Raw genomic sequence first — 23077 nt, forward strand, 5'->3', positions numbered from 1 at the left:
GGGATGGGCCCGGCGATGCGGCACGACCCGGGGTCTGTTGCTCCCTGCCAGGCGGTGCGACCGCGCACGAGACGACAGATCCTCCGGAACCGACGGAGATCTTTCATGCGTAAACTTTGCCTCGCCATGGCCATGGCGGGAATGCTGGCCAGCGGATTGGCGAATGCCCAGTCCACCCTGCGTATCGGGCTGCAGGACGACCCGGACGTGCTGGACCCGGCGCGCGCCCGCACTTTTGTCGGCCGCATCGTGTTCGCCTCGCTGTGCGACAGGCTGGTCGACATCACCCCCGACCTGAAGATCGTGCCGCAGCTCGCGCAATCCTGGACCGTCGGCCCGGACAACAAGACGCTGACCTTCAAGCTGCGCACGGATGCGGTGTTCCATGACGGCACCCCCATCAACGCGGCCGCCGTCAAGGCCAACCTCGACCGCGCCCGCACGCTGCCGGACAGCAACCGCAAGAGCGAGCTGGCCACCGTCGCCAGCGTGGACGCGCCCGACGACCAGACCGTGGTGCTGAACCTGTCGGAGCCGGATGCCTCGCTGCTGTCGCAGCTGTCCGACCGCGCCGGCATGATGATTTCGCCCGCCAGCTTCGACAAGGATCCCGGCGGCAAGCCCGTGTGCTCGGGCCCGTACCAATTCAAGGAGCGCGTGCAGAACGACCGCATCGTGCTCGAGAAATTCCCCAAGTACTGGGACGCGGCCAACTACCACTTCGACCGTCTCGTCTACACGCCGATTCCGGACAACACCGTGCGCCTGAACAACCTGCGCGCCGGCGACCTGGACATCATCGAACGCGTGGCGCCCAGCGACGCAAAGGCCGTCAAGGACGACGCCAGCCTGCGTCTGGCCCCGGTGACCGGCCTGGGCTTCCAGTCCATTTCCGTCAACCTGGCCAACGGCGCGCGCGCCGACCATCCGCTCGCCAAGGACAAGCGCGTCCGCCAGGCGCTGGATCTGGCCATCGACCGCGACGTCCTGAACCAGGTGATCGGCGAAGGCATGTTCCAGCCCGCCCACCAGCCGTTCCCGCCGGCCAGCTTTGCCTACAACAAGTCTTTCGACCGTCCCGGCCGCGATCCCAAGAAGGCGCAGGCGCTGCTGAAGGAAGCCGGCTACGACCGCGTGAAGGTCGAAATCACGTTCGGCAACAACACCACCATGCAACAGGTCTTCGAACTGGTGCAGGCCATGGGCGCCGAAGCGGGCTTCGATATCACGCTGCGCCCGGTCGAGTTCGCCTCGCTGCAATCCTCGCTGGCGCGCGGCGACTTCCAGATCGGCCAAAGCGGCTGGTCGGGCCGGGTCGATCCCAGCGGCAACATCCACCAGTACCTGAGCTGCAAGGGCAACCTGAACGACGGCAAATTCTGCGACCCCGCCGTCGACAAACTGCTCAACGACGCCCGCGCCGAAGCCGACACCACCAAGCGCCGCGCGATGTACGACCAGGTGCTGGCCGCGATGCAGGACCAGCGTCCGATCATCTATCTGTTCTACCTGCCGTGGACGTTCGGCGTGCAGGCCAAGGTGGAAGGCTTCGTTCCGTACCCCGACGGTCTGATCCGCCTTAAGGGTGTCTCGAAGAAGTAAGCCCACCCCGTACCCGCAGGGCAGAGCCCACCCCCTACCCGCTTACGCGGGCCCCCTCAAGGGGGCGACACCTGCGGACCGGCGGAGCCGGATCCGCGTGTCCCGGATGGCGTCACTTGCTGCTGCGGGGCGGTTATTTAATGTCTGATACCCATACGTGCGGTGTCTGACACCCTTTGAGAAGCTGTGCCGAGGTGCCGATTGTCTCCCCAGGGTGTCAGACACCGGGTCAAGTACCGCGGCGCCCCAGGCCCCAGGTGTCAGACACCCCAAGCCACAGGTGTCTGACACCCCTACGCACTGACCGCCGCAGTTCTGTGCGCCTCATGGGTGTCTGACACCGGCCAATAGCACCGCAGTCGGACAATCCATAGGTGTCAGACACCCGAATCGGTCTTACAAAACCCCGGCTGCCAGACTCCCCAATCGGTCTTACATCCCAATATCAGGACCCACCATGTTTACGACTCGTCCGGAAATCCTCGGCACCTTCGGTGTCGTGACGTCCACCCATTGGCTGGCCAGCTCGGCCGGCATGTCGCTGCTGGAGCGCGGCGGCAATGCGTTCGATGCCTGCGTCGCCTCGGCGTTCGTGCTGCAGGTGGTCGAACCTCACCTGGTCGGTCCGGCTGGCGAAGTGCCGGCCGTCTTCTATTCCGCCCGCACCGGCAAGGTCGAGGTCCTGTGCGGGCAGGGCACCACTCCCGCTGCCGCCACACTCGAACGCTACCGCGCCGAAGGCCTGAAGCTCATCCCCGGCAACGGCCTGCTCGCCACCGTGATCCCCGGCGCGTTCGACGCCTGGATGCTGCTGCTGCGCGACCACGGCACGATGCGCGTGCGCGACGTGCTCGAGCCCGCTATCTATTACGCGGAACACGGCCATGCCCTGATGCCGCGCATCTCCAACACCATCGCCGGCCTGAAGGACTTCTTCGAAACCCATTGGCCGACGACCGCGCAGGTCTACGTGCCGGGCGGGCAGGTGCCGCAGGCCCGCAAGCTGTTCCGCAATCCGGCGCTGGCCCGCACCTGGACCCGCGTGCTGCAAGCCGCCGAAGGCGCCGGCGCCGACCGCGAATGCCAGATCGAGGCCGCGCGCGACGCGTTCTACCGCGGCTTCATCGCCGAAGAGATCGACCGTTTCGCCCGCAACACCGACGTCATGGACGAAAGCGGCGCCACCCATCGCGGCGTCATCACGGCCGACGACCTGGCTGGCTGGTCCGCCAGCTACGACAAGCCGCTGACCTACGACTATCACGGCTACACCGTCGCCAAGGCCGGCGCCTGGAGCCAAGGCCCGGTCTTCCTGCAGACGCTCGCCATCCTGAAAGACATGGACCTGGCGGGCGTCAGCCCCACCAGCGCCGAGTTCATCCACCGGGTCACCGAAGCCATGAAGCTCGCCTTTGCCGACCGCGAAGCCTATTACGGCGACCCGGCCTTCATCGACGTGCCGCTGGCCCATCTGCTGTCCGACGCGTACAACGCCGAACGCCGCCAACTGATCGGGGAGGGCGCGTCGCACGAGCTGCTGCCCGGCCAGGTGCCTGGCTTCGAGGCGCAGGTCGCGCGGGTCATGGACACCCTCGAACGCCTGTCGCCCGTCACGGCGCCCGGCAGCGCCACGAACGAACCGACGCTTGCCGACATGCGCGCCTCGGCCAAGCGCGGCGACACCACGCACGTGGATGTGATCGACCGCTGGGGCAACATGATCTCGGCCACGCCGTCCGGCGGCTGGTTCCAGTCCTCGCCGGTCATTCCGGAACTGGGCTTCGGCCTGAACACCCGCGCCCAGATGTTCTGGCTGGAAGAAGGCCTACCCGGCACGCTGGCGCCGGGCAAGCGTCCGCGCACCACGCTGACCCCGTCGCTCGCGCTGCGCGACGGCAAGCCTTATCTGGCGTTCGGCACGCCGGGCGGAGACCAGCAGGAGCAATGGCAACTGCTGTTCTTCCTGCGTCACGTGCATCACGGCCTGAATCTGCAGGAAGCGATCGACCTGCCGATGTCGCACACCATGCACTTCCCCACGTCCTTCTACCCGCGTGACCGCAAACCCGGCCATCTTGCGCTCGAAGCCAGCTTCGGCGCCGAGGTCATCGCGGCCCTGCGCCAGCGCGGCCACCAGGTCGAGGAATTGCCCGAGTGGTCTGTCGGCCGGCTGACCGCAGCTTCGCGTGATGCGGACGGACTGCTGCATGCGGCTGCGACGCCGCGCCTGATGCAGGCGTACGCCGTCGGCCGTTGATCGGACGGCGCACGCTTTCTTACAAAGCGTGCGCCGTGCGGCGTCTTGCGGCGGTTTACCCGCTTAGGGTATGTTTGTCGCATGACGCCATCCGAGCAGAGCCCGGCAACAGCGGCTCGACCCCTCACGGGAACAGAACCCTTATTCATCGTCCTCAATAAAGGATCGGGGCGCGGCGACGCGCAGGTCCTGCAGGACACCATCCGGGCAATCCTCGACGAGGCCGGGCGGCGCTACGAACTCATGCCGGTCGACGATCCGTCGCGGCTGACGGAAGTGGCGCGCCAGGCGGTCAAGCGCGCCCAGGACGAGCAGGGCGTCGTCATCGCCGCGGGCGGCGACGGCACGCTCAATGCCGTTGCAGGCACGGTGCTGGGGCAGGGCGTGCCCTTCGGCATCCTGCCGCAAGGCACCTTCAATTATTTCGGCCGCACCTACGGCATCTCGCAAGAGACCGACGTGGCGCTGCGCGGTTTCCTGCAAGGCACCATCCGCCCGGTGCAGGTCGGCCTGCTGAACGGCCGCCTGTTCCTCGTCAACGCCAGCCTCGGCCTGTATCCGCAACTGCTCGAAGACCGCGAGGCCTACAAGCAGCGTTACGGGCGCAGGCGCTGGGTCGCGCTGTGGTCGGGCCTCGTCACGCTCTGGCGCCAACCGCGGCAGCTTGGCCTGGAACTCGAATTCGAGGGCAAGTCACGCAGCCTGCGGTCGCCGACGCTGGTCGTGGGCAACAACAAACTGCAGTTGGAACACATCGGCATCGAGAACGACGAGCTCGACCGCAACCGGCTGATCGCCATGGCGGCGCGGCCCGTGGGCACGCTGGCCCTCTACGGCCTGCTGGTGCGCGGCCTGCTGAGCCGGATGGGCGACGCCGAAAACGTGATCAGCTTCGCCTTCGACAAGCTGACGGTCGGTGTGCGCGGGCGCCGCCGGGTCAAGGTGGCGATGGACGGCGAGATCTCGTGGATGGACACGCCGCTTGAATTCAAGGTGGCGAGCGATCGCCTGCCCCTGGTGGTGCCGGCGGATCCCGAGCTTCTGGACCGCTCATGACGCGGATCCTGCATTTGTCGGACACCCATTTCGGCACTGAGCGCAAGGCGGTCGTCGAAGCCGTGCTGGACCTGGCGCGGCAGTTGTCTCCCGATCTGGTGGTGCTCAGCGGCGACATCACCCAGCGTGCCCGCCGCAGCCAGTTCGCCGCGGCCCGCCGGTTCATCGAACGCCTGGCGCTGCCGGTGCTGGCCGTGCCCGGCAATCACGACATCCCGCTCTACAACGTATTCGCACGCGCCCTCAATCCCTACGGCAACTACAAACGCGCGCTGGGGCCGATCCTCGAACCCGTGTTCGAAAACGACGGCGTGCTGGCCATCGGGGTGAACACCACGCGGCCAAAGCGCCACAAGGATGGCGAGGTCTCAGACGTCCAGATCGCCCGCGTCGCCCAGCGGCTGCGCCAGGCTCGGCCAGGCCAGTTGCGCATCGTCGTGGCGCACCACCCGGTGCGCGCCAAGGTCGAATCGGACCTGTCCAATCTGCTGATCGGCCGCGAGCGGGCGCTTGCGGCCTGGGCGCAGGCGGGCGTCGACCTGGTGCTGGGCGGTCACATACACTTGCCCTACGTCCTGCCGCTGACCGCGCCGACCGGGCCGGCCGGCTGGATCGTCCAGGCCGGAACGACCTGCTCGCATCGCGTGCGCGGCACCGTGCCCAATTCGTTGGGCGTGATCACCCGCTCTGAAGAGGACGGCCAGCAGGTCTGCCACGTCGAGCGGTGGGATTACGCGGCGGGTGCGCATGCCTTCGCCCCGGTCGACAAGACGCTGGTCTCGCTGTAGCAGTGGGCGCGGACCCCGCGCAACTTTATTTTTGATGGCGCATTCATGACCGATGTGTACGCGGCATGGGCCGCGGCCCATGCCCTCTCTTTGTTTGTCGCGTTGCCGCTGGTGGCTGGCGGCGTGGCGCTGCTCTTCATGCGATGCCACGGCCGGCTCTCCGGCAACGGCCGCGCCGCGCTCTTTGCCGCGACGGCGGGCGTGTCCTTTGCGTTATTCCTGGCGCTGGCCCTGGCCGTCGAAAGCCGAGGGACGATCGTCGCGTTCGACAGCGCGCTCGCCAATGCGCTCAGCATGTCCATGTCGACGTCGATGCTGTGGCTGCTGTCCTGGATCACCTACCTGGGCGATCGCAACCTGCTCACGGTCGTCGCCGTGCTGATGACGATTGCGCTGCTGTGGCGCGGGTCCTGGCAACTCGCGCTCTTTTGCGCGGTCGCGACCGGCCTGAACGGCGCGCTGAACTGGCTGTTCAAGCACACGTTCGAGCGCGTGCGCCCCGACCACGACCACGGCTACGCCATGGCGACCGGCTGGAGCTTTCCCAGCGGCCACTCGTCGGCGGCGATGGCCGTTTACGGCACGGCCTGCTACCTGATGTGGAGATTCGCGCCGCCTGCGTGGCGCCTGCCGTGCGTGGCGTTCATGGCCGCGCTCATCATGGCCATCGGCCTGAGCCGCATCCTGCTGCAGGTGCATTTCGCGAGCGACGTCGCGGCCGGGTTTGCGGTCAGCCTTGGATGGCTGGTCCTGTGCGTGGCGGCCGTCGAACGGCTGCACGTTTCAGGCAAGGCGGTTCAGGGCGTCCAATAGGCGTGCCTCGACGCCGCCAACGGCGCCCGCCGGCAGCGGCGCGCAGGTGTAGCGCCCGCCCGCGCACGCGATGGCCCGGTCAAGCTGCCGCATCCGGTCGGCGGGCGGCGGATCCAGGTCGATGATCAGCTTGCCGGCGATGGGCGCCGTGACCTGTCCGTCGCTGAAGCGTTCCAATGTGCGGTCGATCTCGCGTTCCCCGGGAAGGGCAAGCACGATGGTGTCGGATTCGGCCAAGGCTTCGCGCGCCGAGGTCGCCAGCGTGGCGTTGCCGCGGAAATCCTCGCAGCGGTCCGCCTCGATGTCATAGAGCGTCAGCGCAATGTCGGGATCGGCGGCCAGCAGCCGCCGCGCCGCCAGCGTGCCGATCCTGCCCATGCCGACGATGCTGACGCGCGGGCTCATGGCTTGGGCACCGACCACGTGCTCACGATATGCGCGACCGGCTCGTCCGACCCTTCGCCCGTCAGCACGACTTCCCCCGCGGAAAGCCGGCCCACCTTGAGCAGGCGGGCATGGGCATGAATGGCGCCCGCCGGACTCTTGCGCAGAAAATTGATGGTCAGGCTGGCCGTCACGGCGTGGGCCTGCCCGGTGGCGCCGACGACCGCCGCATACATGGCCAGGTCGGCCAGTCCCATCAGCATCGGCCCGGCCACGATGCCGCCCAAGCGCTGATGGGTGTCCCGGGCGGGCAGCACCGCGTGTGCCGTGCCGTGGCCGATGTGCAGCACATCGATCCCCAGCAGCATCGAGAACGGGTGCTGGTCGGCCAGCAATACGTGAAAGTCGGCAAGGCTGATCAGCGGCGCGCGCGCGTGGGCGGGGAGGGCGGTTGCAGTCATCGTTGTTCCAGGGCGTGGCAATAGTTGTCCAGCAGCGCGTCGGCCTGCTGGCCCAGGGACTTGAGGCGGCGGGTGTGCACCAGCAGCAACAGTCCCATCAGATAGGTGAACACGTTCATCTGCTCGGTCTGCACGGTCTCGTCCCGCCAGCCCTTCGTGCGCGCCAGCGCCTGGCCGATCAGATCGATGCATTGCCGCAGCCGCGCATTGAGTTTTTCGTCCATGTCCCGGCCCAGCCCGCGCGGGCCCAGTCCCTGGAACAAATACATCCCCAGCGAAAAATCCGTGCGCCGCTGCGCGTAGTACTCAAAGAACGCGAAGATGACGCCGCGCGCGGCCGACTGCGGCGCCGCGGCATCACCCGCCTGCTGCAGGTGCGCCTGCAGCCGCTGCAGCGACCCGTCCAGCAATTCGCCATACAGCGCTTCCTTGCCCGCGAACCACGGGTAGATTGCGCCCGTCGTGCAACCCGCTTCCTTCGCGATGGCCCGGATTGTGGTTTTTTCCAGACCATCCCGCTCGAACACGCGTTGCGCGGCGTCCAGAATGATCTGCCGGCGAAGCGCGCTCAGGCGTTCATTGCGGTCGGCACGAGGGGAGGGGATGGACATGGCGCTCGCCGGTTATTCGATGCCCGATCATATCGACGATTTTTATTAATAACAACGTTATTTGCCCAGCGCGTGATTACGATGATCTTCAGTGCCGGCATGATCCCGGACGCTGCGGTTCAGCGCCGGAAAACAGCTCGAACCGCGAAGAAAGTAGCGTGACGAATGGGATTTGGATTTGCCCAGAAAATTGGGGGCAGGGCCGAAAGTCGCATGGTTGCGCGCTCGGGCTTTTCGATAAGGGTAAGCCCTAGCGATGCGCAGCAAGCATCAGCGGGATGTTGCAACTTCCCAACAAGCCTGTCGCAAACGTGCACTTTTCTAATGCCGACCATAGCCAGTCCCCCCGATTTTTGATGCAATAGCGTCAACTTCCCTTCGCGGAGTTAGGGGGGCGGCAGGCTGGTTTGCTGGATTGCTGCTCTTGTCACTCAAATCAACGGAGATTTCTTAAATGAAAAAGACTCTGCTCGCTGCCGCCCTGCTCGCCGGTTTCGCCGGTGTCGCCCAGGCAGAAACGTCTGTCACCCTGTACGGCATCATCGACACGGGCCTCGGCTACAACAAGATCAGCGGCGCCAGCAACGACGCGCTGAACGGCAGCCGCTTCGGCATGATCAACGGCGTCCAGAACGGTTCGCGCTGGGGTCTGCGTGGTTCGGAAGATCTGGGTGACGGCCTGCGCGCTGTTTTCCAACTGGAATCGGGTTTCGACTCGGGTAACGGCAAGTCCGCGCAAAACAACCGCCTGTTCGGTCGTCAAGCCACCGTCGGTCTGGCCAGCGACAGCTGGGGCCAACTGGACTTCGGCCGTCAAACCAACATCGCTTCGAAGTACTTCGGTTCGATCGATCCGTTCGGCGCTGGCTTCGGTCAAGCCAACATCGGTATGGCCCTGAGCGCAGCTAACACCGTTCGCTACGACAACATGGTCCTGTACCAAACCCCGTCGTTCAGCGGCTTCCAGTTCGGCGTTGGCTACTCGTTCAGCGCTGACGAAGGCGGCACCGCCGGCACGTCCACGCCGAACCCGGCTCGCGTTGGCTTCCGCACCGCTGACAACGTCCGCGCCATCACCACCGGTCTGCGCTACGTGAACGGCCCGTTGAACGTCGCTCTGACGTACGACCAGCTGAACGCCAGCAACAACCAGCCCCAGGCTCAAATTGACGCCACCCCGCGTCAATACGCCATCGGCGCTTCGTACGACTTCGAAGTCGTGAAGCTGGCCTTGGCCTACGCTCGCACGACCGACGGCTGGTTCGGCGGTCAATCCGCTGCTGGCCCCGCCGGCAACATCAACCTGGGCGTGAACGTGTTCGCTGATGGCTTCAAGGCCAACTCGTACATGGTCGGCCTGTCGGCTCCGATCGGCGGCGCAAGCAGCCTGTTCGGTTCGTGGCAAATGGTTGACCCCAGCAACAACAATCTGAACTCGCTGCCGAACGGCGACGAAACGATGAACGTGTTCTCGCTGGGCTACACCTACGACCTGTCGAAGCGCACCAACCTGTACGCCTACGGTTCGTACGCCAAGAACTACGCCTTCATCGACGACATCAAGTCGACCGCCGTCGGCGTCGGTGTCCGTCACCGCTTCTAATCCAATGCGGGGCGCAAGCCCTGTGTGGATTTAAAGCAAAAGCGAACGGGCCTCGGTCCGTTCGCATAAGCCACCCTTTCGGGGGTGGTTTTTTTTCGTCTGCTGACTGAATTCAGGCATACTACGGCTTCGTGTCGTTCGAGCCGCACATCACTCGAAATGCACCGACGAAAGCTGCGATTGTTCCATTTGAGGAATGCAGTCTTTCACCTGCTATTCAAGCTACAGAGTTCAGCCGGAAGTAACCGCGCGAATGCTACAATCCTAAGGTTTGCGCATTTGACGGACGCCTGAATGAACCTGCAACAGTATTTTCCCGTCCTGCTGTTTATCGTAGTGGCCACCCTTATCGGGTTCGCGCTTCTAACGGCCGGCTCCCTCCTTGGCCCGCGGCGTCCTTACGCTGAGAAGCTCTCGCCTTACGAGTGCGGCTTCGAAGCGTTTGAAGATGCACGCATGAAGTTTGACGTGCGCTACTACCTCGTGGCGATCCTGTTCATTCTTTTCGACCTGGAAATCGCGTTCCTGTTCCCGTGGGCCATCGCCCAGGGCACCGTCGGACTCGTCGGTTTCTGGACGGTCATGGTTTTCCTCGCCGTGTTGACCGTCGGCTTCATCTACGAATGGAAAAAGGGCGCGCTGGACTGGGAGTGACCTTCGGGTTCATTTCACAGCACGCTATCAGAGACGAATATGGCTATAGACGGCATTCTCAAGCAAGGGTTCATCACCACCAGCGCCGACAAGTTCCTGAACTGGGCGAAGACCGGTTCGATGTGGCCCATGACCTTCGGTCTGGCCTGTTGCGCGGTTGAGATGATGCACGCGGGCGCAGCCCGCTATGACCTGGACCAATTCGGCATCATCTTCCGGCCCAGCCCGCGCCAGTCCGATCTTATGATCGTTGCCGGCACGCTGTGCAACAAGATGGCGCCCGCGCTGCGCAAGGTCTACGACCAGATGCCCGAGCCGCGCTGGGTGGTTTCCATGGGCTCCTGTGCCAATGGCGGCGGCTACTACCACTACTCGTATTCGGTGGTGCGTGGCTGCGATCGCATCGTACCGGTAGACGTCTACGTGCCGGGCTGCCCGCCCACGGCCGAGGCGCTGGTGTACGGCTTGCTGCAAATGCAGAACAAGATCCGTCTGACCAACACGATTGCGCGCTGATGCTTCGCCCGGTCCGACGGCAGGCCTCAGCCGCCGCGAACCTGCGAAACCAGCGTATCGGTTCACCTAAGCGTACAAGATGATGACCAGGCTCGAATCCCTGAAAAACAATTTGCAGACCACCCTCGGTGCGGACATCGCGCTGACCGAGGCGCTGGGCGAGCTGACGCTCGAAGTGCCCGCGGAGCAGTGGTTCTCCGTCTGCAACAAGCTGCGCACCGAAGCCGGCCTGCGCTTTGAAACCTGTATCGACCTTTGCGGCGTCGACTACCTGACCTGGGGCAACGGCACGCGCCAGCTGCCCGAGGAAACCAACGTCCGCATCCACCGCTCGCGTTATGCCGTGGTGGCGCACCTGCTTTCCATCGAGAATAACTGGCGGCTGCGCGTGCGCACGTGGGCGCCCGACGACGAATTCCCGATGGTCGCCTCGCTGATGGAATGCTGGCCCACGGTCGGCTGGTTCGAACGCGAAGCCTTCGACCTGTACGGCATCGTCTTCGAAGGCCATCCGGACCTGCGCCGCATCCTCACCGACTACGGCTTCATCGGCCATCCGTTCCGCAAGGACTTCCCGCTGTCGGGCACCGTCGAAATGCGCTACGACCCCGAGCAACGGCGCGTCATTTACCAGCCGGTCACGATCGATCCGCGCGAGATCACCCCGCGCGTGGTGCGCGAAGACACCTACGGCATGGGGCGTTGAATCATGGCAGATATCAAGAACTACACCCTGAACTTCGGTCCTCAACACCCGGCCGCGCACGGCGTGCTGCGCCTGGTGCTCGAGCTTGACGGCGAAGTCATCCAGCGCGCCGATCCGCACATCGGCCTGCTGCACCGTGCCACCGAAAAGCTGGCCGAACACAAGACCTACATCCAGGCGCTGCCCTACATGGACCGCCTGGACTACGTGTCCATGATGTGCAACGAGCACGCCTACGTCATGGCCATCGAAAAGCTGCTGGGCGTCGAAGCCCCGCTGCGCGCGCAGTACATCCGCGTGATGTTCGATGAAATCACGCGTCTGCTGAACCACCTGATGTCGCTGGGCTCGCACGCCCTGGACGTGGGCGCCATGGCGGTGTTCCTGTACGCCTTCCGTGAACGCGAAGACCTGATGGACTGCTACGAAGCGGTCTCGGGCGCGCGCATGCACGCGGCCTACTACCGTCCGGGCGGCGTCTATCGCGACCTGCCGGATTCCATGCCGCAGTACGGCGAATCCAGCAAGTTCCGTGGCGACAAGGAAATGCGCGTCATGAACGACGCACGTTCGGGCTCGCTGCTGGACTTCATCGAAGACTTCACCAACCGCTTCCCGGCCTGCGTCGACGAGTACGAAACGCTGCTCACCGACAACCGCATCTGGAAGCAGCGTCTGGTCGGCATCGGCGTGGTCGATCCCGAGCGCGCCAAGGCACTGGGCTTCACCGGCCCGATGCTGCGTGGTTCGGGCGTCGCCTGGGACCTGCGCAAGACGCAGCCCTACGAAGTCTACGACCTGCTCGATTTCGACATCCCCGTGGGTGTCAACGGCGACTGCTACGACCGCTACCTGGTCCGCATCGCCGAGATGCGCCAAAGCAATCGCATCATCCGCCAGTGCGTGGAATGGCTGCGCAACAATCCCGGCCCGGTCATGATCGAGAACCACAAGATCGCCCCGCCGTCGCGCACCGCCATGAAGACCAACATGGAAGAGCTGATCCATCACTTCAAGCTCTTCACTGAAGGTTTCCACGTGCCCCCGGGCGAGGCGTTTGCCTCGGTGGAGCACCCGAAGGGCGAATTCGGCATCTATCTGGTGTCCGACGGCGCCAACAAGCCTTACCGCCTGAAGATTCGGGCCCCCGGCTTTGTCCACCTGCAAGCGCTGGATGAAATGTCGCGCGGCCACATGATCGCCGACGCCGTCACCATCATTGGCACGCAGGACATCGTTTTCGGCGAGATCGATCGCTGATCCGCCCAGACAGTCACGAGCACGCCCGCATAACCCGGATTCAAACTATGCTGCTTTCCGAACAGGCCTACCAGAAAATCGACCGCGAACTGGCCAAGTTCCCGGCCGACCAGCGGCAGTCCGCCATCATGGCCTCGCTTGCCATCGCGCAAGAAGAGAAGGGCTGGTTGGCTACCGAAGTCATCGAAGACGTGGCCAAGTACATTGGCGTTCCGCCCATCGCGGTCCAGGAAGTCGCCACGTTCTACAACATGTTCGACGTCAAGCCCGTCGGCAAGAACAAGATCGCCGTCTGCACGAACCTGCCCTGTGCCTTGCGCGACGGCGACCGTGCCGGCGAATACCTCAAGCGCAAGCTGGGCGTCGACTACCGCCAGACCACCGAAGACGGCCAGTTCACGCTGGTCGAAGGCGAGTGCATGGGCGCCTGCGGCGACTCCCCCGTGCTGATCGTGAACAACAAGCATATGTGCGTGCGCATGACCGACGAGAAGCTGGACGCGCTGGTCGCGGCCCTCAAGCAGCAAGGAGAGTCGGCATGAACGCGCCTGACCTGTACAAGCAGTTCGCGCAGGGGCTGGATCCCGATCCCCTGAACGACCTGTCCAACTCGATGGCCCTGCACGGCCGCCACCTGCAGCCGCAGATCATGGCCGACGTCGACGGCGCCAACTGGCGCCTGGCCGACTACGTCAAGCGCGGCGGCTACGAAGCCCTGAAAAAGATCCTGACCACCGGCATGAAGCCGGAAGACGTGATCGCCGAAGTCAAGGCGTCGGGTCTGCGCGGCCGTGGCGGCGCGGGTTTCCCGACCGGTCTGAAGTGGAGCTTCATGCCGCGCGCCTTCCCGGGCCAGAAGTACCTTGTCTGCAACTCGGACGAAGGCGAGCCCGGCACGTTCAAGGACCGCGACATCCTGCGTTTCAATCCGCACATCGTGATTGAAGGCATGGCGATCGCGGCCTACGCCATGGGCATCAGCGTCGGCTACAACTACATCCACGGCGAAATCTTCGAAGTCTACGAGCGCTTCGAAGAGGCCCTCGAAGAGGCGCGTGCCGCCGGCTTCCTGGGCGACCGCCTGTTTGGTTCGGACTTCAGCTTCCAGCTTCACGCTTTCCACGGTTACGGCGCCTACATCTGCGGCGAAGAAACCGCGCTGCTGGAGTCGCTGGAAGGCAAGAAGGGCCAGCCGCGCTTCAAGCCGCCGTTCCCGGCCAGCTTCGGCCTGTACGGCAAGCCCACCACGATCAACAACACGGAAACGTTCGCGGCGGTGCCGTGGATCATCCGCAATGGCGGCCAGGCCTACCTGGAAGTCGGCAAGCCGAACAACGGCGGCACCAAGCTGTTCTCGATCACCGGCGACGTCGAGCGTCCCGGCAACTACGAGATCCCGCTGGGCACCCCGTTCTCGACCCTGCTGGAACTGGCAGGCGGCATGCGCGGCGGCAAGAAGCTGAAGGCGGTCATCCCCGGCGGCTCGAGCGCCCCGGTCCTGCCCGCCGACATCATGATGGAATGCACGATGGACTATGACTCCATCGCCAAGGCCGGCTCGATGCTCGGCTCGGGCGCTGTGATCGTCATGGACGAGACGCGCTGCATGGTGAAGTCGCTGCTGCGTCTGTCGTACTTCTATTTCGAGGAAAGCTGCGGCCAGTGCACGCCGTGCCGCGAAGGCACCGGCTGGCTCTACCGCATGGTGCACCGCATCGAAAACGGTCAAGGCCGTCCGGAAGATCTGGAGCTGCTGGACAACGTGGCCCTCAACATCATGGGCCGCACCATCTGCGCCCTCGGTGACGCCGCCGCCATGCCCGTCCGTGGCTTCCTCAAGCATTTTCGCGACGAATTCGCGCACCACATCGAGCACAAGTCTTGTGTGGTCCCGCAATATCTGTAGGTCTCAGGAACAGCAATGGTTGAACTAACCGTCGACGGCAACAAGGTCGAAGTGCCCGAAGGCAGCATGGTCATGCATGCCGCCCAAAAAGTCGGGCTTTACGTGCCGCATTTCTGCTACCACAAGAAACTGTCCATCGCGGCCAACTGCCGGATGTGCCTGGTTGAAGTGGAAAAAGCGCCCAAGGCGCTGCCCGCCTGCGCCACGCCCGTGACCAACGGCATGGTCGTCCACACCTGCTCGGAGAAGGCTCGCGCCGCTCAGAAGTCGGTGATGGAATTCTTGCTCATCAATCACCCCCTCGACTGCCCGATCTGCGATCAGGGCGGCGAATGCCAGCTGCAGGATCTGGCCGTGGGCTACGGCGGCTCTTCCTCGCGTTACCAGGAAGAAAAGCGCGTCGTGTTCCACAAGGACCTGGGCCCGCTGGTTTCCGCCGAGGAAATGTCGCGCTGCATCCACTGCACCCGCTGCGTGCGCTTCGGCCAGGAAATCGCCGGCGTCATGGAACTGGGCATGCTGGGCCGTGGCGAGCACTCCGAAATCACCACCTTCGTGGGCCGTTCGATCGAGTCCGAACTGTCGGGCAACATGATCGACATCTGTCCGGTGGGCGCGCTGACCTCCAAGCCCTTCCGCTACAGCGCCCGCACTTGGGAACTGGCTCGCCGCCGTTCGGTCAGCCCGCACGACAGCCTGGGCGCCAACCTGGTCGTTCAGGTCAAGGGCGACCGCGTGATGCGCGTGGTCCCGTTCGAAGACGAAGCCGTCAACGAATGCTGGATCAGCGACCGCGACCGCTTCTCGTACGAAGGCCTGAACAGCGACGACCGCCTGTCCGCCCCGATGATCAAGGGCACCGACGGCAAGTGGCAGGAAGCCTCGTGGGCCGACGCCCTGCAGGCCGTGGCTCAAGGCCTGTCGCGCGTGCGTGACAGCTTCGGCGCCGGCCAGATCGGCGCGCTGGCGTCCGAATACGCCACCACCGAGGAATACTCGCTGCTGGGCCGCCTGGTCCGCTCGCTGGGTTCCGAGAACATCGACTTCCGTCTGCGCCAGACCGACCCGGCCTTCGACGCCGCGCTGACCGGCGCGCCGTGGCTGGGCATGCCCATCGCCGAACTCGACAACCTGGACCGCGTCCTGGTCGTCGGCTCGTTCCTGCGCAAGGACCATCCGCTGATGGCTCAGCGCCTGCGCCAGGCCGCCAAGCGCGGCACTCAGATCCTGATGGTCGACAGCGCCGCCGACGATCCCCTGATGCCCGTCACCGCGCGCATCACCGTGGCTCCGTCGGAACTGGCGCGCGCGCTGGCCGAAGTGGCCGTCGCGCTGGCCCAGGCCAAGGAACAGGCCGTGCCGGCCGAATTCGCCTCGGTCACGCCGGGCGAAAACGCCAAGCTCATCGCCGCCAGCCTTGCTTCGGGCGCCAACACCGCCGTCCTGATGGGCAACCTGGCTGTCGCCAGCGCCCAGGCCACCACGCTGGCCGCCAACGGCCGCGCCGTGGCTGATCTGTCCGGCGGCAAGTTCGGCTTCCTGACCTCGGGCGGCAACACGGTCGGCGGTTATCTCGCCGGCGCCATTCCGGGCAAGGGCGGCAAGACCGCCGCGGCCATGCTCGCCGAACCGCTCAAGGCCTACATCGTCCTGCACGCCGAGCCGCTGCTCGACGCCGACAACGGCCAGCAAGCCATCGCCGCGCTGCGCGGCGCGCAGTTCGCCGTCGCGCTCACGCCTTACCGTTCGGCCGCTGCCGAATGGGCCGACGTGATGCTGCCGGTGTCGCCGTTCACCGAAACCTCGGGCACGTTCGTCAACGCCCAAGGTCTGGCCCAAAGCTTCAAGGGCACGGTCACGCCGTTCGGCCAGACCCGTCCGGGCTGGAAGGTTCTGCGCGTGCTGGGCAACGTCCTGCACCTGGCCGGCTTCGACGACGAGACCTCCGAGTCCGTGCGCGACGCCGTGCTGGCAAGCGGCATCGAAGGCCGCCTGTCCAACGACGTCAAGGCCCCGCTGGGCCTCGGCCAGGCCCTGACCGGTCTGGAACGCGTTGCCGATGTGCCGATCTACCGCACGGACGCCATGGTGCGCCGTTCGGAACCGCTGCAGGCCGCGCCGGCTTCGAAGAAGCCCGCCGCCGCCATGAACGGCCGCACCCTCACCAGCCTGGGCCTGACGGCCGGGGTCAAGGTGCGCGTGTCGGCCGGGCAGGGCGCCGTCGAACTGGAAACCGTGCAGGATGATGCCGTGGCCGATCGCGCCGTGCGCATTTCCGCCGCCTTCGAAACTACCGCTGCCCTGGGTGGCGCATTTGGTCAAATCAGCGTGGAGCGTGCCTGATGGAATGGCTCAATGTTCTTGAAAGCCACGGTCAGGCGTTGCTGGGTCCGACGGTCTGGATGGTCCTCTGGACCCTCGTCAAGATCGTCATCATTGCGGTGCCCATCATTCTGTGCGTGGCCTACCTGACGTACTGGGAACGCAAGATGATCGGCGCCATGCACGTGCGCATGGGTCCGAACCGCGTCGGTTTCAAGGGGCTGCTGCAGCCGTTTGCCGACGTCTTCAAGCTGCTGACCAAGGAAGTCGTGGTCCCCAGCCAGGCCAACAAGGTGCTGTTCATCGTGGCCCCCGTGGTCACGCTGATGCCGGCGCTGGCCGCCTGGGCGGTGGTGCCGTTCGGTCCCGACGTCGTGCTGGCCAACGTCAACGCCGGCCTGCTGTACATCATGGCCATCACGTCCATCGGCGTGTACGGCGTGATCGTCGCCGGCTGGGCTTCCAACTCCAAGTACGCGTTCCTGGGCGCGCTGCGCGCCTCGGCCCAGATGCTGTCGTATGAACTGGCCATCGGCTTCGTGCTGGTGACGGTGCTGCTGGTGTCGGGCAGCCTGAACATGTCCGAGATCGTCAACGTGCAGAACCGCGGCTGGTTTGCCGAGAAGGGCCTGACGTTCATGTCGTGGAACTGGCTGCCGCTGTTGCCGCTGTTCGTGATCTACGTGATCTCGGCCGTTGCCGAAACCAACCGTCACCCATTCGATGTGGTGGAAGGCGAATCCGAAATCGTGGCCGGCCACATGGTCGAATACTCGGGTATGGCATTCGCGCTGTTCTTCCTGGGCGAATACGCCAACATGATCCTGCTGTCCTGCATGGCATCGATCATGTTCCTGGGCGGCTGGGCTTCCCCGATCGATATCGCGCCGCTGACCTGGATTCCGGGTTGGATCTGGCTGGGTCTCAAGACGTTCTTCGTGGTCTCGTTGTTCGTGTGGTTCCGGGCGTCGTTCCCGCGCTACCGCTATGACCAGATCATGCGTTTGGGTTGGAAAATCTTCATCCCGCTGACCGGCGTCTGGCTGGTCGTGGTGGCGATCTGGATGCAGACGCCCTGGAACATTTGGCGCTGAGCGCCAAGCAGAGGCACGATATGGAAGCGATCAAGGATTTCTTCGGCAGCCTGATGCTGACCGAGTTGCTCAAGGGCATGCGCCTGACGGGCAAGTATTTTTTCAAGCGTAAGGTCACCTTGCGCTACCCCCAGGAAAAGACCCCTGCGTCGCCGCGTTTCCGCGGCCTGCACGCGCTGCGCCGCTACCCCAACGGGGAAGAGCGCTGCATCGCGTGCAAGCTGTGCGAAGCCGTGTGCCCGGCGTTGGCGATCACGATCGAATCGGACCAGCGCGACGACGGCACCCGCCGCACGACGCGCTACGACATCGATCTGACCAAATGCATTTTCTGCGGCTTCTGTGAGGAAAGCTGCCCCGTGGACTCCATCGTGGAAACGCACATCCACGAATACCACGGCGAAAAGCGCGGCGACCTGTATTTCACCAAAGACATGCTGCTCGCCGTGGGCGACCGCTACGAAGCCGACATCGCCCGCCGCCGGGCTGAAGACGCGCCTTACCGCTGAAGCCCAGGGTCTGATCCATGACTTTTACCACTGTCCTTTTCTACATACTGGCCGCCGTGCTGGTGATCGCGGCGTTCCGCGTGATCACCGCGCGCAGCGCGGTCACCGCCGTTCTGCACCTGATCCTGGCGTTTGCCAACGCGGCCATGCTCTGGATGCTGCTGGGCGCCGAATTCCTGGCGCTGCTGCTGGTGCTGGTGTACGTGGGCGCCGTGATGGTGCTCTTCCTCTTCGTCGTGATGATGCTCGACATCCGCATGGACACCCTGCGCCAGGGCATGAAGACCTACCTGCCGCTCGGCCTGGTCATCGGTGTGGTGCTCGTGCTGGAAGTGTCCTTCGTGCTGGGTACCATCTGGTACGGTGCGGGTCCGCAGGCGCAGCTCCCCGCCGACTACAACAACGCCCGCGCACTCGGCGAAGCGATGTACACGCAGTACATCTACGCCGTTGAAGTCGGCGCCGCGCTGCTGCTGGTCGGCATGGTTGCCGCGATTGCGCTGACTCTGCGCCGCCGCCGCGACGTGAAGTACAACGATCCGGTCGCCGCGGTCCGCGTGCGTTCGAAGGACCGCTTCCGCATGGTGAGCATGCCCGCCCAGAGCGAGCGCGCCCAGGCCAAGCGTGATGCCTCGAACGGCGCCGCGCCCCAAGGAGAAAAACAATGACGCTGACGCTGGCCCACTATCTGATCCTTGGCGCGATCCTGTTCGCGATCGGGATCTTCGGCATCTTCCTGAACCGCCGCAACCTGATCATTCTCCTGATGTCCATCGAGCTCGTGCTCCTGGCCGTCAACATGAACTTCGTGGCGTTCTCCAGCTGGTTCGGCGACACCGCCGGCCAGGTGTTCGTGTTCTTCATCCTGACCGTGGCCGCCGCTGAAGCGGCGATCGGCCTGGCCATTTTGGTGCTGCTGTTCCGCAACCTGAACACGATCAACGTTGACGAACTCGATCGCCTGAAGGGCTGACGGGGTATTGGAAGAAAATGTCTAGCTCACCCAATCTCTACCTGCTCATCGCGCTGGCGCCGCTGGCCGGAGCAATTCTCGCGGGCCTCTTCGGCACCGGGTTCCTCGGCCGGCCGATCGGCCGCCGCGCCTCGCACGTCATCACCATCCTGGGCGTGCTCATCTCCGCCATCGGTTCGGTGGTGGTGCTGGGCGACGTGCTGAACGGCCTGCGTTTCGACGGCGCCGTCTACACCTGGAGCCTCATCGGCCAGACCAAGCTGGAAATCGGCTTCCTGATCGATCCGCTGTCGGCCATGATGATGGTCGTGGTGACGTCCGTGTCGCTGATGGTGCACATCTACACCATCGGCTACATGGCTGACGATCCCGGCTATCAGCGCTTCTTCTCGTACATCTCGCTGTTCACGTTCTCCATGCTGATGCTGGTGATGTCGAACAACATGGTGCAGCTGTTCTTCGGCTGGGAAGCGGTGGGTCTGGTGTCTTACCTGCTGATCGGCTTCTGGTACACCCGTCCGACGGCGATCTTCGCCAACATGAAGGCGTTCCTGATCAACCGCGTCGGCGACTTCGGCTTCGTGCTGGGCATTGGCCTCCTGTTCGCCTACGCCGGCACCATGCACTACGGTGAAGTCTTCGCGCAGGCCGACAAGCTGGCCGCCATGACGCTGCCCGGTTCCGACTGGATGCTGCTGACCGTCGCGTGTATCTGCCTGTTCATCGGCGCCATGGGCAAGTCGGCCCAGGTTCCGCTGCACGCCTGGCTGCCCGACTCGATGGAAGGCCCGACCCCGATCTCCGCGCTGATCCACGCCGCCACCATGGTGACGGCCGGCATCTTCATGGTTGCGCGTTTCTCGCCGCTGTTCGAACTGTCGGACACCGCGCTGTCGTTTATCATCGTGATCGGCGCCATCGGCGCGCTGTTCCTGGGCATCCTGGGCATCATCCAGAACGACATCAAGCGCGTCGTCGCGTACTCCACGCTGTCGCAGCTGGGTTACATGACCGTGGCGCTGGGTGCGTCGGCCTACTCGGTCGCGATCTTCCACCTGATGACCCACGCATTCTTCAAGGCGCTGCTGTTCCTGGGCGCGGGTTCGGTCATCATCGGCATGCACCACGACCAGGACATCCGCAACATGGGCGGCCTGCGCAAGTACATGCCCATCACCTGGATCACCTTCCTGCTGGGCACGCTGGCGCTCGTCGGCACGCCGTTCTTCTCGGGTTTCTACTCGAAGGAAAACATCATCGAAGCCGCCGGCCAGGCTAACGTCTGGGGCGCGAGCTTTGCCTACTATGCCGTGCTGATCGGCGTGTTCGTCACGTCGCTGTACTCGTTCCGCGTGTACTTCCTGGTCTTCCACGGCAAGGAACGCTTCGACACCAGCGACCACGGCCACGGCCATGACGCGCACGGCCACGGTCATGACGACCATGGTCACGACGACCACGGCCACCACGGCGGCAAGCCGCACGAGTCGCCCTGGGTGGTTACGCTGCCGCTGATCCTGCTGGCGATTCCGTCGGTGTTCATCGGCGCCTGGGCGGTCGATCCGATGCTGTTCGGCAAGTTCTTCGACGGCGTCATCAAGGTCCTGCCGCAGCAGCATCCCGCGATGCACGTGCTGAGCGAGGAATGGCACGGCTGGGTCGCCTACGGCCTGCATGCCTTCCAGACCCTGCCGTTCTGGCTGGTCGTGGCTGGCTTCGTCATCTCGTGGTACTGCTACCTGATCAACCCGAAGGTGCCGGCCGCCATCAAGGCCAATCTGTCGGGCGTGAACAAGATCCTCGAGAACAAGTATTACGTGGATTGGGTCAACGAGCAGATCATCGCGCGCGGTTTGCGCTGCCTGGGCCGCGGCCTGTGGCAGACCGGTGATCGCGGCATCATCGATGGCATCCTGATCAACGGCAGCGCCCGTGTCGTGGGCTGGGTGGCAGCCATCAGCCGCCACCTGCAGTCCGGCTTCATCTATCACTACGCGTTCGCAATGATCATCGGCGTCATGGCGCTGGTGACTTTCTTTGTGCTGATTCCCCAATGATGGCAAGCGAGATGGCATCCAACACTTTTCCCTGGCTCACGCTTGCGATCTTTGTCCCGATCGTATTCGGCCTGCTGGTGCTGGCGGTGGGCCGTGACGATCGTCCCGGCCTGACGCGCGGCCTGTCGCTCGTCGGCTCGATCGCCGGCTTCCTGGTCACGATTCCGCTGTACACCGGTTTTGACTCCTCCACGGCCGCCATGCAGTTCGTGGAGAAAGCCTCCTGGATCGAGGCCTTCAACGTCAATTACCACCTGGGCATCGACGGCATCTCGATGTGGTTCGTGCTCCTGACCGCGTTCATCACCATCATCGTGGTGCTGGCCGGCTGGGAAGTCATCACCAGCCGCGTCGCGCAATACATGGCCGCCTTCCTGATCCTGTCGGGTCTGATGGTGGGCGTGTTCTGCGCGCTGGACGGCATGCTGTTCTACGTGTTCTTCGAAGCCACGCTGATCCCGATGTACATCATCATCGGCGTCTGGGGTGGCGGCAATCGCGTGTATGCGGCGTTCAAGTTCTTCCTGTACACCCTGATGGGTTCGTTGCTGACGCTGATCGCGTTCGTCTACCTCTGGAACGTCTCGGGCGGTTCGTTCGACATCCTGACCTGGCAGCAGACCAAGCTGGGCTACACCCCGCAGATCCTGATCTTCGTGGCGTTGCTCGCGGCCTTCGCCGTCAAGGTGCCGATGTGGCCGGTCCACACCTGGTTGCCGGACGCCCACGTGGAAGCGCCCACGGGCGGCTCCATCGTGCTGGCCGCGATCATGCTGAAGCTGGGCGCCTACGGTTTCCTGCGCTTCTCGCTGCCGATCGCGCCTGACGCCTCGCACAGCCTGGCCGGCATGATGATCACGCTGTCGCTGATTGCCGTGATCTACATCGGCCTGGTCGCGATCGTCCAGGAAGACATGAAGAAGCTGGTGGCCTATTCGTCGGTCGCCCACATGGGCTTCGTCACGCTGGGCTTCTTCATCTTCAACACGGCCGGCGTCGAAGGCGCCATCGTGCAGATGATCTCGCACGGCTTCGTGTCTGGCGCCATGTTCATGTGTATCGGCGTGCTCTATGACCGCATGCACTCGCGCCGCATCGCCGACTACGGCGGCGTGGTCAACGTGATGCCGCGCTTCGCCACGTTCTTCATCCTGTTCTCGATGGCCAACAGCGGTCTGCCGGCCACCAGCGGCTTCGTCGGCGAATTCATGGTCATCATGGGCGCGGTCGAGCACAACTTCTGGATCGGCCTGCTGGCAGCCACCGCCCTGATCCTGGGCGCGGCGTATTCGCTGTGGATGGTCAAGCGCGTCGTCCTGGGCGACGTCGCCAATGACCACGTGCGCGAGCTGACCGATATCAATCGCCGCGAATTCGTGATTCTTGGCGTGATGGCGATCGCCGTGTTGTACATGGGGATCTATCCCAAGCCCTTTACCGACGTGATGCACGTGTCGGTCGAGGCCCTGCTGCAACACGTTGCCGTCTCGAAACTGTAAGACAAG

Annotated in this window: 22 protein-coding genes; 19 read left to right on the forward strand and 3 right to left on the reverse strand. The window is 64.4% G+C overall.

Features of this window, described 5'->3' with window-relative positions:
* Positions 1 to 105 precede the first annotated feature (105 nt).
* From RT697_RS05165 to RT697_RS05185, 5 genes are all read left to right on the forward strand, one after another.
* Positions 106 to 1602, forward strand: coding sequence for an ABC transporter substrate-binding protein (locus RT697_RS05165; protein ID WP_313697297.1), 1497 nt, complete (start codon positions 106 to 108; stop codon positions 1600 to 1602).
* Between the two features lie 457 nt (positions 1603 to 2059).
* Complete coding sequence (locus tag RT697_RS05170) at positions 2060 to 3859, forward strand: gamma-glutamyltransferase family protein (RefSeq protein ID WP_313697298.1); 1800 nt, start codon at positions 2060 to 2062, stop codon at positions 3857 to 3859.
* 81 nt (positions 3860 to 3940) lie between these two features.
* Complete coding sequence (locus tag RT697_RS05175) at positions 3941 to 4915, forward strand: diacylglycerol/lipid kinase family protein (protein WP_313697299.1); 975 nt, start codon at positions 3941 to 3943, stop codon at positions 4913 to 4915.
* Positions 4912 to 5703, forward strand: a complete 792-nt coding sequence (locus RT697_RS05180; RefSeq protein WP_313697300.1) for a metallophosphoesterase — start codon at positions 4912 to 4914, stop codon at positions 5701 to 5703. The genes RT697_RS05175 and RT697_RS05180 overlap by 4 nt, the downstream gene beginning before the upstream one ends.
* Before the next feature lie 45 nt (positions 5704 to 5748).
* Positions 5749 to 6516: a phosphatase PAP2 family protein gene (locus tag RT697_RS05185; RefSeq protein WP_313697301.1), complete on the forward strand. Its 768-nt coding sequence runs from the start codon at positions 5749 to 5751 to the stop codon at positions 6514 to 6516.
* Here RT697_RS05185 and RT697_RS05190 read toward each other — a convergent pair.
* From RT697_RS05190 to RT697_RS05200, 3 genes are read right to left on the reverse strand one after another with little or no spacing between them, the layout of a single operon-like run.
* The gene (locus tag RT697_RS05190) at positions 6487 to 6921 is read right to left on the reverse strand and encodes an NAD(P)-binding domain-containing protein (RefSeq protein WP_313697302.1); all 435 of its coding nucleotides are present in this window, start codon (positions 6919 to 6921) and stop codon (positions 6487 to 6489) included. The genes RT697_RS05185 and RT697_RS05190 overlap by 30 nt on opposite strands.
* Positions 6918 to 7361 carry a PaaI family thioesterase gene (locus RT697_RS05195; protein WP_313697303.1) on the reverse strand — a complete coding sequence of 148 codons (444 nt, stop codon included), beginning with the start codon at positions 7359 to 7361 and terminating at the stop codon, positions 6918 to 6920. Before RT697_RS05195 ends, RT697_RS05190 begins: the two co-directional genes overlap by 4 nt.
* Positions 7358 to 7972 carry a TetR/AcrR family transcriptional regulator gene (locus RT697_RS05200; RefSeq protein ID WP_313697304.1) on the reverse strand — a complete coding sequence of 205 codons (615 nt, stop codon included), beginning with the start codon at positions 7970 to 7972 and terminating at the stop codon, positions 7358 to 7360. The genes RT697_RS05195 and RT697_RS05200 overlap by 4 nt, the downstream gene beginning before the upstream one ends.
* A gap of 454 nt (positions 7973 to 8426) precedes the next feature.
* Here RT697_RS05200 and RT697_RS05205 point away from each other — a divergent pair, with 454 nt between their 5' ends.
* The 14 genes from RT697_RS05205 to RT697_RS05270 all read left to right on the forward strand — a co-directional run bounded on the left by RT697_RS05205 (position 8427) and on the right by RT697_RS05270 (position 23071).
* Positions 8427 to 9575 carry a porin gene (locus RT697_RS05205; RefSeq protein ID WP_313697305.1) on the forward strand — a complete coding sequence of 383 codons (1149 nt, stop codon included), beginning with the start codon at positions 8427 to 8429 and terminating at the stop codon, positions 9573 to 9575.
* 294 nt (positions 9576 to 9869) lie between these two features.
* Complete coding sequence (locus RT697_RS05210; protein WP_006217959.1) at positions 9870 to 10229, forward strand: NADH-quinone oxidoreductase subunit A; 360 nt, start codon at positions 9870 to 9872, stop codon at positions 10227 to 10229.
* A 39-nt stretch (positions 10230 to 10268) separates the two neighbouring features.
* Entirely contained in the window at positions 10269 to 10745 is a 477-nt protein-coding gene (locus RT697_RS05215) for a NuoB/complex I 20 kDa subunit family protein (RefSeq protein WP_006217960.1), read from the forward strand.
* A gap of 79 nt (positions 10746 to 10824) precedes the next feature.
* On the forward strand, positions 10825 to 11451 hold the full coding sequence (locus RT697_RS05220; RefSeq protein WP_191576796.1) for an NADH-quinone oxidoreductase subunit C: 627 nt from the start codon (positions 10825 to 10827) through the stop codon (positions 11449 to 11451).
* 3 nt (positions 11452 to 11454) lie between these two features.
* Complete coding sequence (locus RT697_RS05225; RefSeq protein WP_312430506.1) at positions 11455 to 12711, forward strand: NADH-quinone oxidoreductase subunit D; 1257 nt, start codon at positions 11455 to 11457, stop codon at positions 12709 to 12711.
* 47 nt (positions 12712 to 12758) lie between these two features.
* Positions 12759 to 13253, forward strand: coding sequence for an NADH-quinone oxidoreductase subunit NuoE (gene nuoE, locus RT697_RS05230; protein WP_105237725.1), 495 nt, complete (start codon positions 12759 to 12761; stop codon positions 13251 to 13253).
* Positions 13250 to 14617 (forward strand): NADH-quinone oxidoreductase subunit NuoF, encoded by a 1368-nt coding sequence (gene nuoF / locus RT697_RS05235; RefSeq protein ID WP_056568284.1) that lies wholly within the window; start codon positions 13250 to 13252, stop codon positions 14615 to 14617. The genes nuoE and nuoF overlap by 4 nt, the downstream gene beginning before the upstream one ends.
* Before the next feature lie 15 nt (positions 14618 to 14632).
* Positions 14633 to 16960, forward strand: coding sequence for an NADH-quinone oxidoreductase subunit NuoG (gene nuoG, locus RT697_RS05240; protein WP_313697306.1), 2328 nt, complete (start codon positions 14633 to 14635; stop codon positions 16958 to 16960).
* Positions 16960 to 18033: an NADH-quinone oxidoreductase subunit NuoH gene (nuoH, locus tag RT697_RS05245; protein WP_056568279.1), complete on the forward strand. Its 1074-nt coding sequence runs from the start codon at positions 16960 to 16962 to the stop codon at positions 18031 to 18033. Before nuoG ends, nuoH begins: the two co-directional genes overlap by 1 nt.
* 20 nt (positions 18034 to 18053) lie before the next feature.
* Complete coding sequence (nuoI, locus tag RT697_RS05250; protein ID WP_008161196.1) at positions 18054 to 18542, forward strand: NADH-quinone oxidoreductase subunit NuoI; 489 nt, start codon at positions 18054 to 18056, stop codon at positions 18540 to 18542.
* 17 nt (positions 18543 to 18559) lie between these two features.
* Positions 18560 to 19210, forward strand: coding sequence for an NADH-quinone oxidoreductase subunit J (locus tag RT697_RS05255; RefSeq protein WP_312430499.1), 651 nt, complete (start codon positions 18560 to 18562; stop codon positions 19208 to 19210).
* Positions 19207 to 19515 (forward strand): NADH-quinone oxidoreductase subunit NuoK, encoded by a 309-nt coding sequence (gene nuoK, locus RT697_RS05260; protein ID WP_006217969.1) that lies wholly within the window; start codon positions 19207 to 19209, stop codon positions 19513 to 19515. Before RT697_RS05255 ends, nuoK begins: the two co-directional genes overlap by 4 nt.
* 17 nt (positions 19516 to 19532) lie before the next feature.
* Entirely contained in the window at positions 19533 to 21572 is a 2040-nt protein-coding gene (gene nuoL / locus RT697_RS05265; RefSeq protein WP_313697307.1) for an NADH-quinone oxidoreductase subunit L, read from the forward strand.
* A complete protein-coding gene (locus RT697_RS05270) occupies positions 21569 to 23071 on the forward strand; it encodes an NADH-quinone oxidoreductase subunit M (protein ID WP_175123009.1) in 1503 nt (500 codons plus the stop codon). Before nuoL ends, RT697_RS05270 begins: the two co-directional genes overlap by 4 nt.
* Positions 23072 to 23077 lie beyond the last annotated feature (6 nt).

The organism is Achromobacter sp. (assembly GCF_032113835.1).
GTDB lineage: Bacteria > Pseudomonadota > Gammaproteobacteria > Burkholderiales > Burkholderiaceae_B > Achromobacter.

Bases quoted from the DNA above. Each gene is read 5' to 3' on its own strand.
- RT697_RS05165 (WP_313697297.1), top strand. From the start codon at position 106: ATGCGTAAACTTTGCCTCGCCATGGCCATGGCGGGAATGCTGGCCAGC.
- RT697_RS05170 (WP_313697298.1), top strand. From the start codon at position 2,060: ATGTTTACGACTCGTCCGGAAATCCTCGGCACCTTCGGTGTCGTGACG.
- RT697_RS05175 (WP_313697299.1), top strand. From the start codon at position 3,941: ATGACGCCATCCGAGCAGAGCCCGGCAACAGCGGCTCGACCCCTCACG.
- RT697_RS05180 (WP_313697300.1), top strand. From the start codon at position 4,912: ATGACGCGGATCCTGCATTTGTCGGACACCCATTTCGGCACTGAGCGC.
- RT697_RS05185 (WP_313697301.1), top strand. From the start codon at position 5,749: ATGACCGATGTGTACGCGGCATGGGCCGCGGCCCATGCCCTCTCTTTG.
- RT697_RS05190 (WP_313697302.1), bottom strand. From the start codon at position 6,921: ATGAGCCCGCGCGTCAGCATCGTCGGCATGGGCAGGATCGGCACGCTG.
- RT697_RS05195 (WP_313697303.1), bottom strand. From the start codon at position 7,361: ATGACTGCAACCGCCCTCCCCGCCCACGCGCGCGCGCCGCTGATCAGC.
- RT697_RS05200 (WP_313697304.1), bottom strand. From the start codon at position 7,972: ATGTCCATCCCCTCCCCTCGTGCCGACCGCAATGAACGCCTGAGCGCG.
- RT697_RS05205 (WP_313697305.1), top strand. From the start codon at position 8,427: ATGAAAAAGACTCTGCTCGCTGCCGCCCTGCTCGCCGGTTTCGCCGGT.
- RT697_RS05210 (WP_006217959.1), top strand. From the start codon at position 9,870: ATGAACCTGCAACAGTATTTTCCCGTCCTGCTGTTTATCGTAGTGGCC.
- RT697_RS05215 (WP_006217960.1), top strand. From the start codon at position 10,269: ATGGCTATAGACGGCATTCTCAAGCAAGGGTTCATCACCACCAGCGCC.
- RT697_RS05220 (WP_191576796.1), top strand. From the start codon at position 10,825: ATGATGACCAGGCTCGAATCCCTGAAAAACAATTTGCAGACCACCCTC.
- RT697_RS05225 (WP_312430506.1), top strand. From the start codon at position 11,455: ATGGCAGATATCAAGAACTACACCCTGAACTTCGGTCCTCAACACCCG.
- nuoE (WP_105237725.1), top strand. From the start codon at position 12,759: ATGCTGCTTTCCGAACAGGCCTACCAGAAAATCGACCGCGAACTGGCC.
- nuoF (WP_056568284.1), top strand. From the start codon at position 13,250: ATGAACGCGCCTGACCTGTACAAGCAGTTCGCGCAGGGGCTGGATCCC.
- nuoG (WP_313697306.1), top strand. From the start codon at position 14,633: ATGGTTGAACTAACCGTCGACGGCAACAAGGTCGAAGTGCCCGAAGGC.
- nuoH (WP_056568279.1), top strand. From the start codon at position 16,960: ATGGAATGGCTCAATGTTCTTGAAAGCCACGGTCAGGCGTTGCTGGGT.
- nuoI (WP_008161196.1), top strand. From the start codon at position 18,054: ATGGAAGCGATCAAGGATTTCTTCGGCAGCCTGATGCTGACCGAGTTG.
- RT697_RS05255 (WP_312430499.1), top strand. From the start codon at position 18,560: ATGACTTTTACCACTGTCCTTTTCTACATACTGGCCGCCGTGCTGGTG.
- nuoK (WP_006217969.1), top strand. From the start codon at position 19,207: ATGACGCTGACGCTGGCCCACTATCTGATCCTTGGCGCGATCCTGTTC.
- nuoL (WP_313697307.1), top strand. From the start codon at position 19,533: ATGTCTAGCTCACCCAATCTCTACCTGCTCATCGCGCTGGCGCCGCTG.
- RT697_RS05270 (WP_175123009.1), top strand. From the start codon at position 21,569: ATGATGGCAAGCGAGATGGCATCCAACACTTTTCCCTGGCTCACGCTT.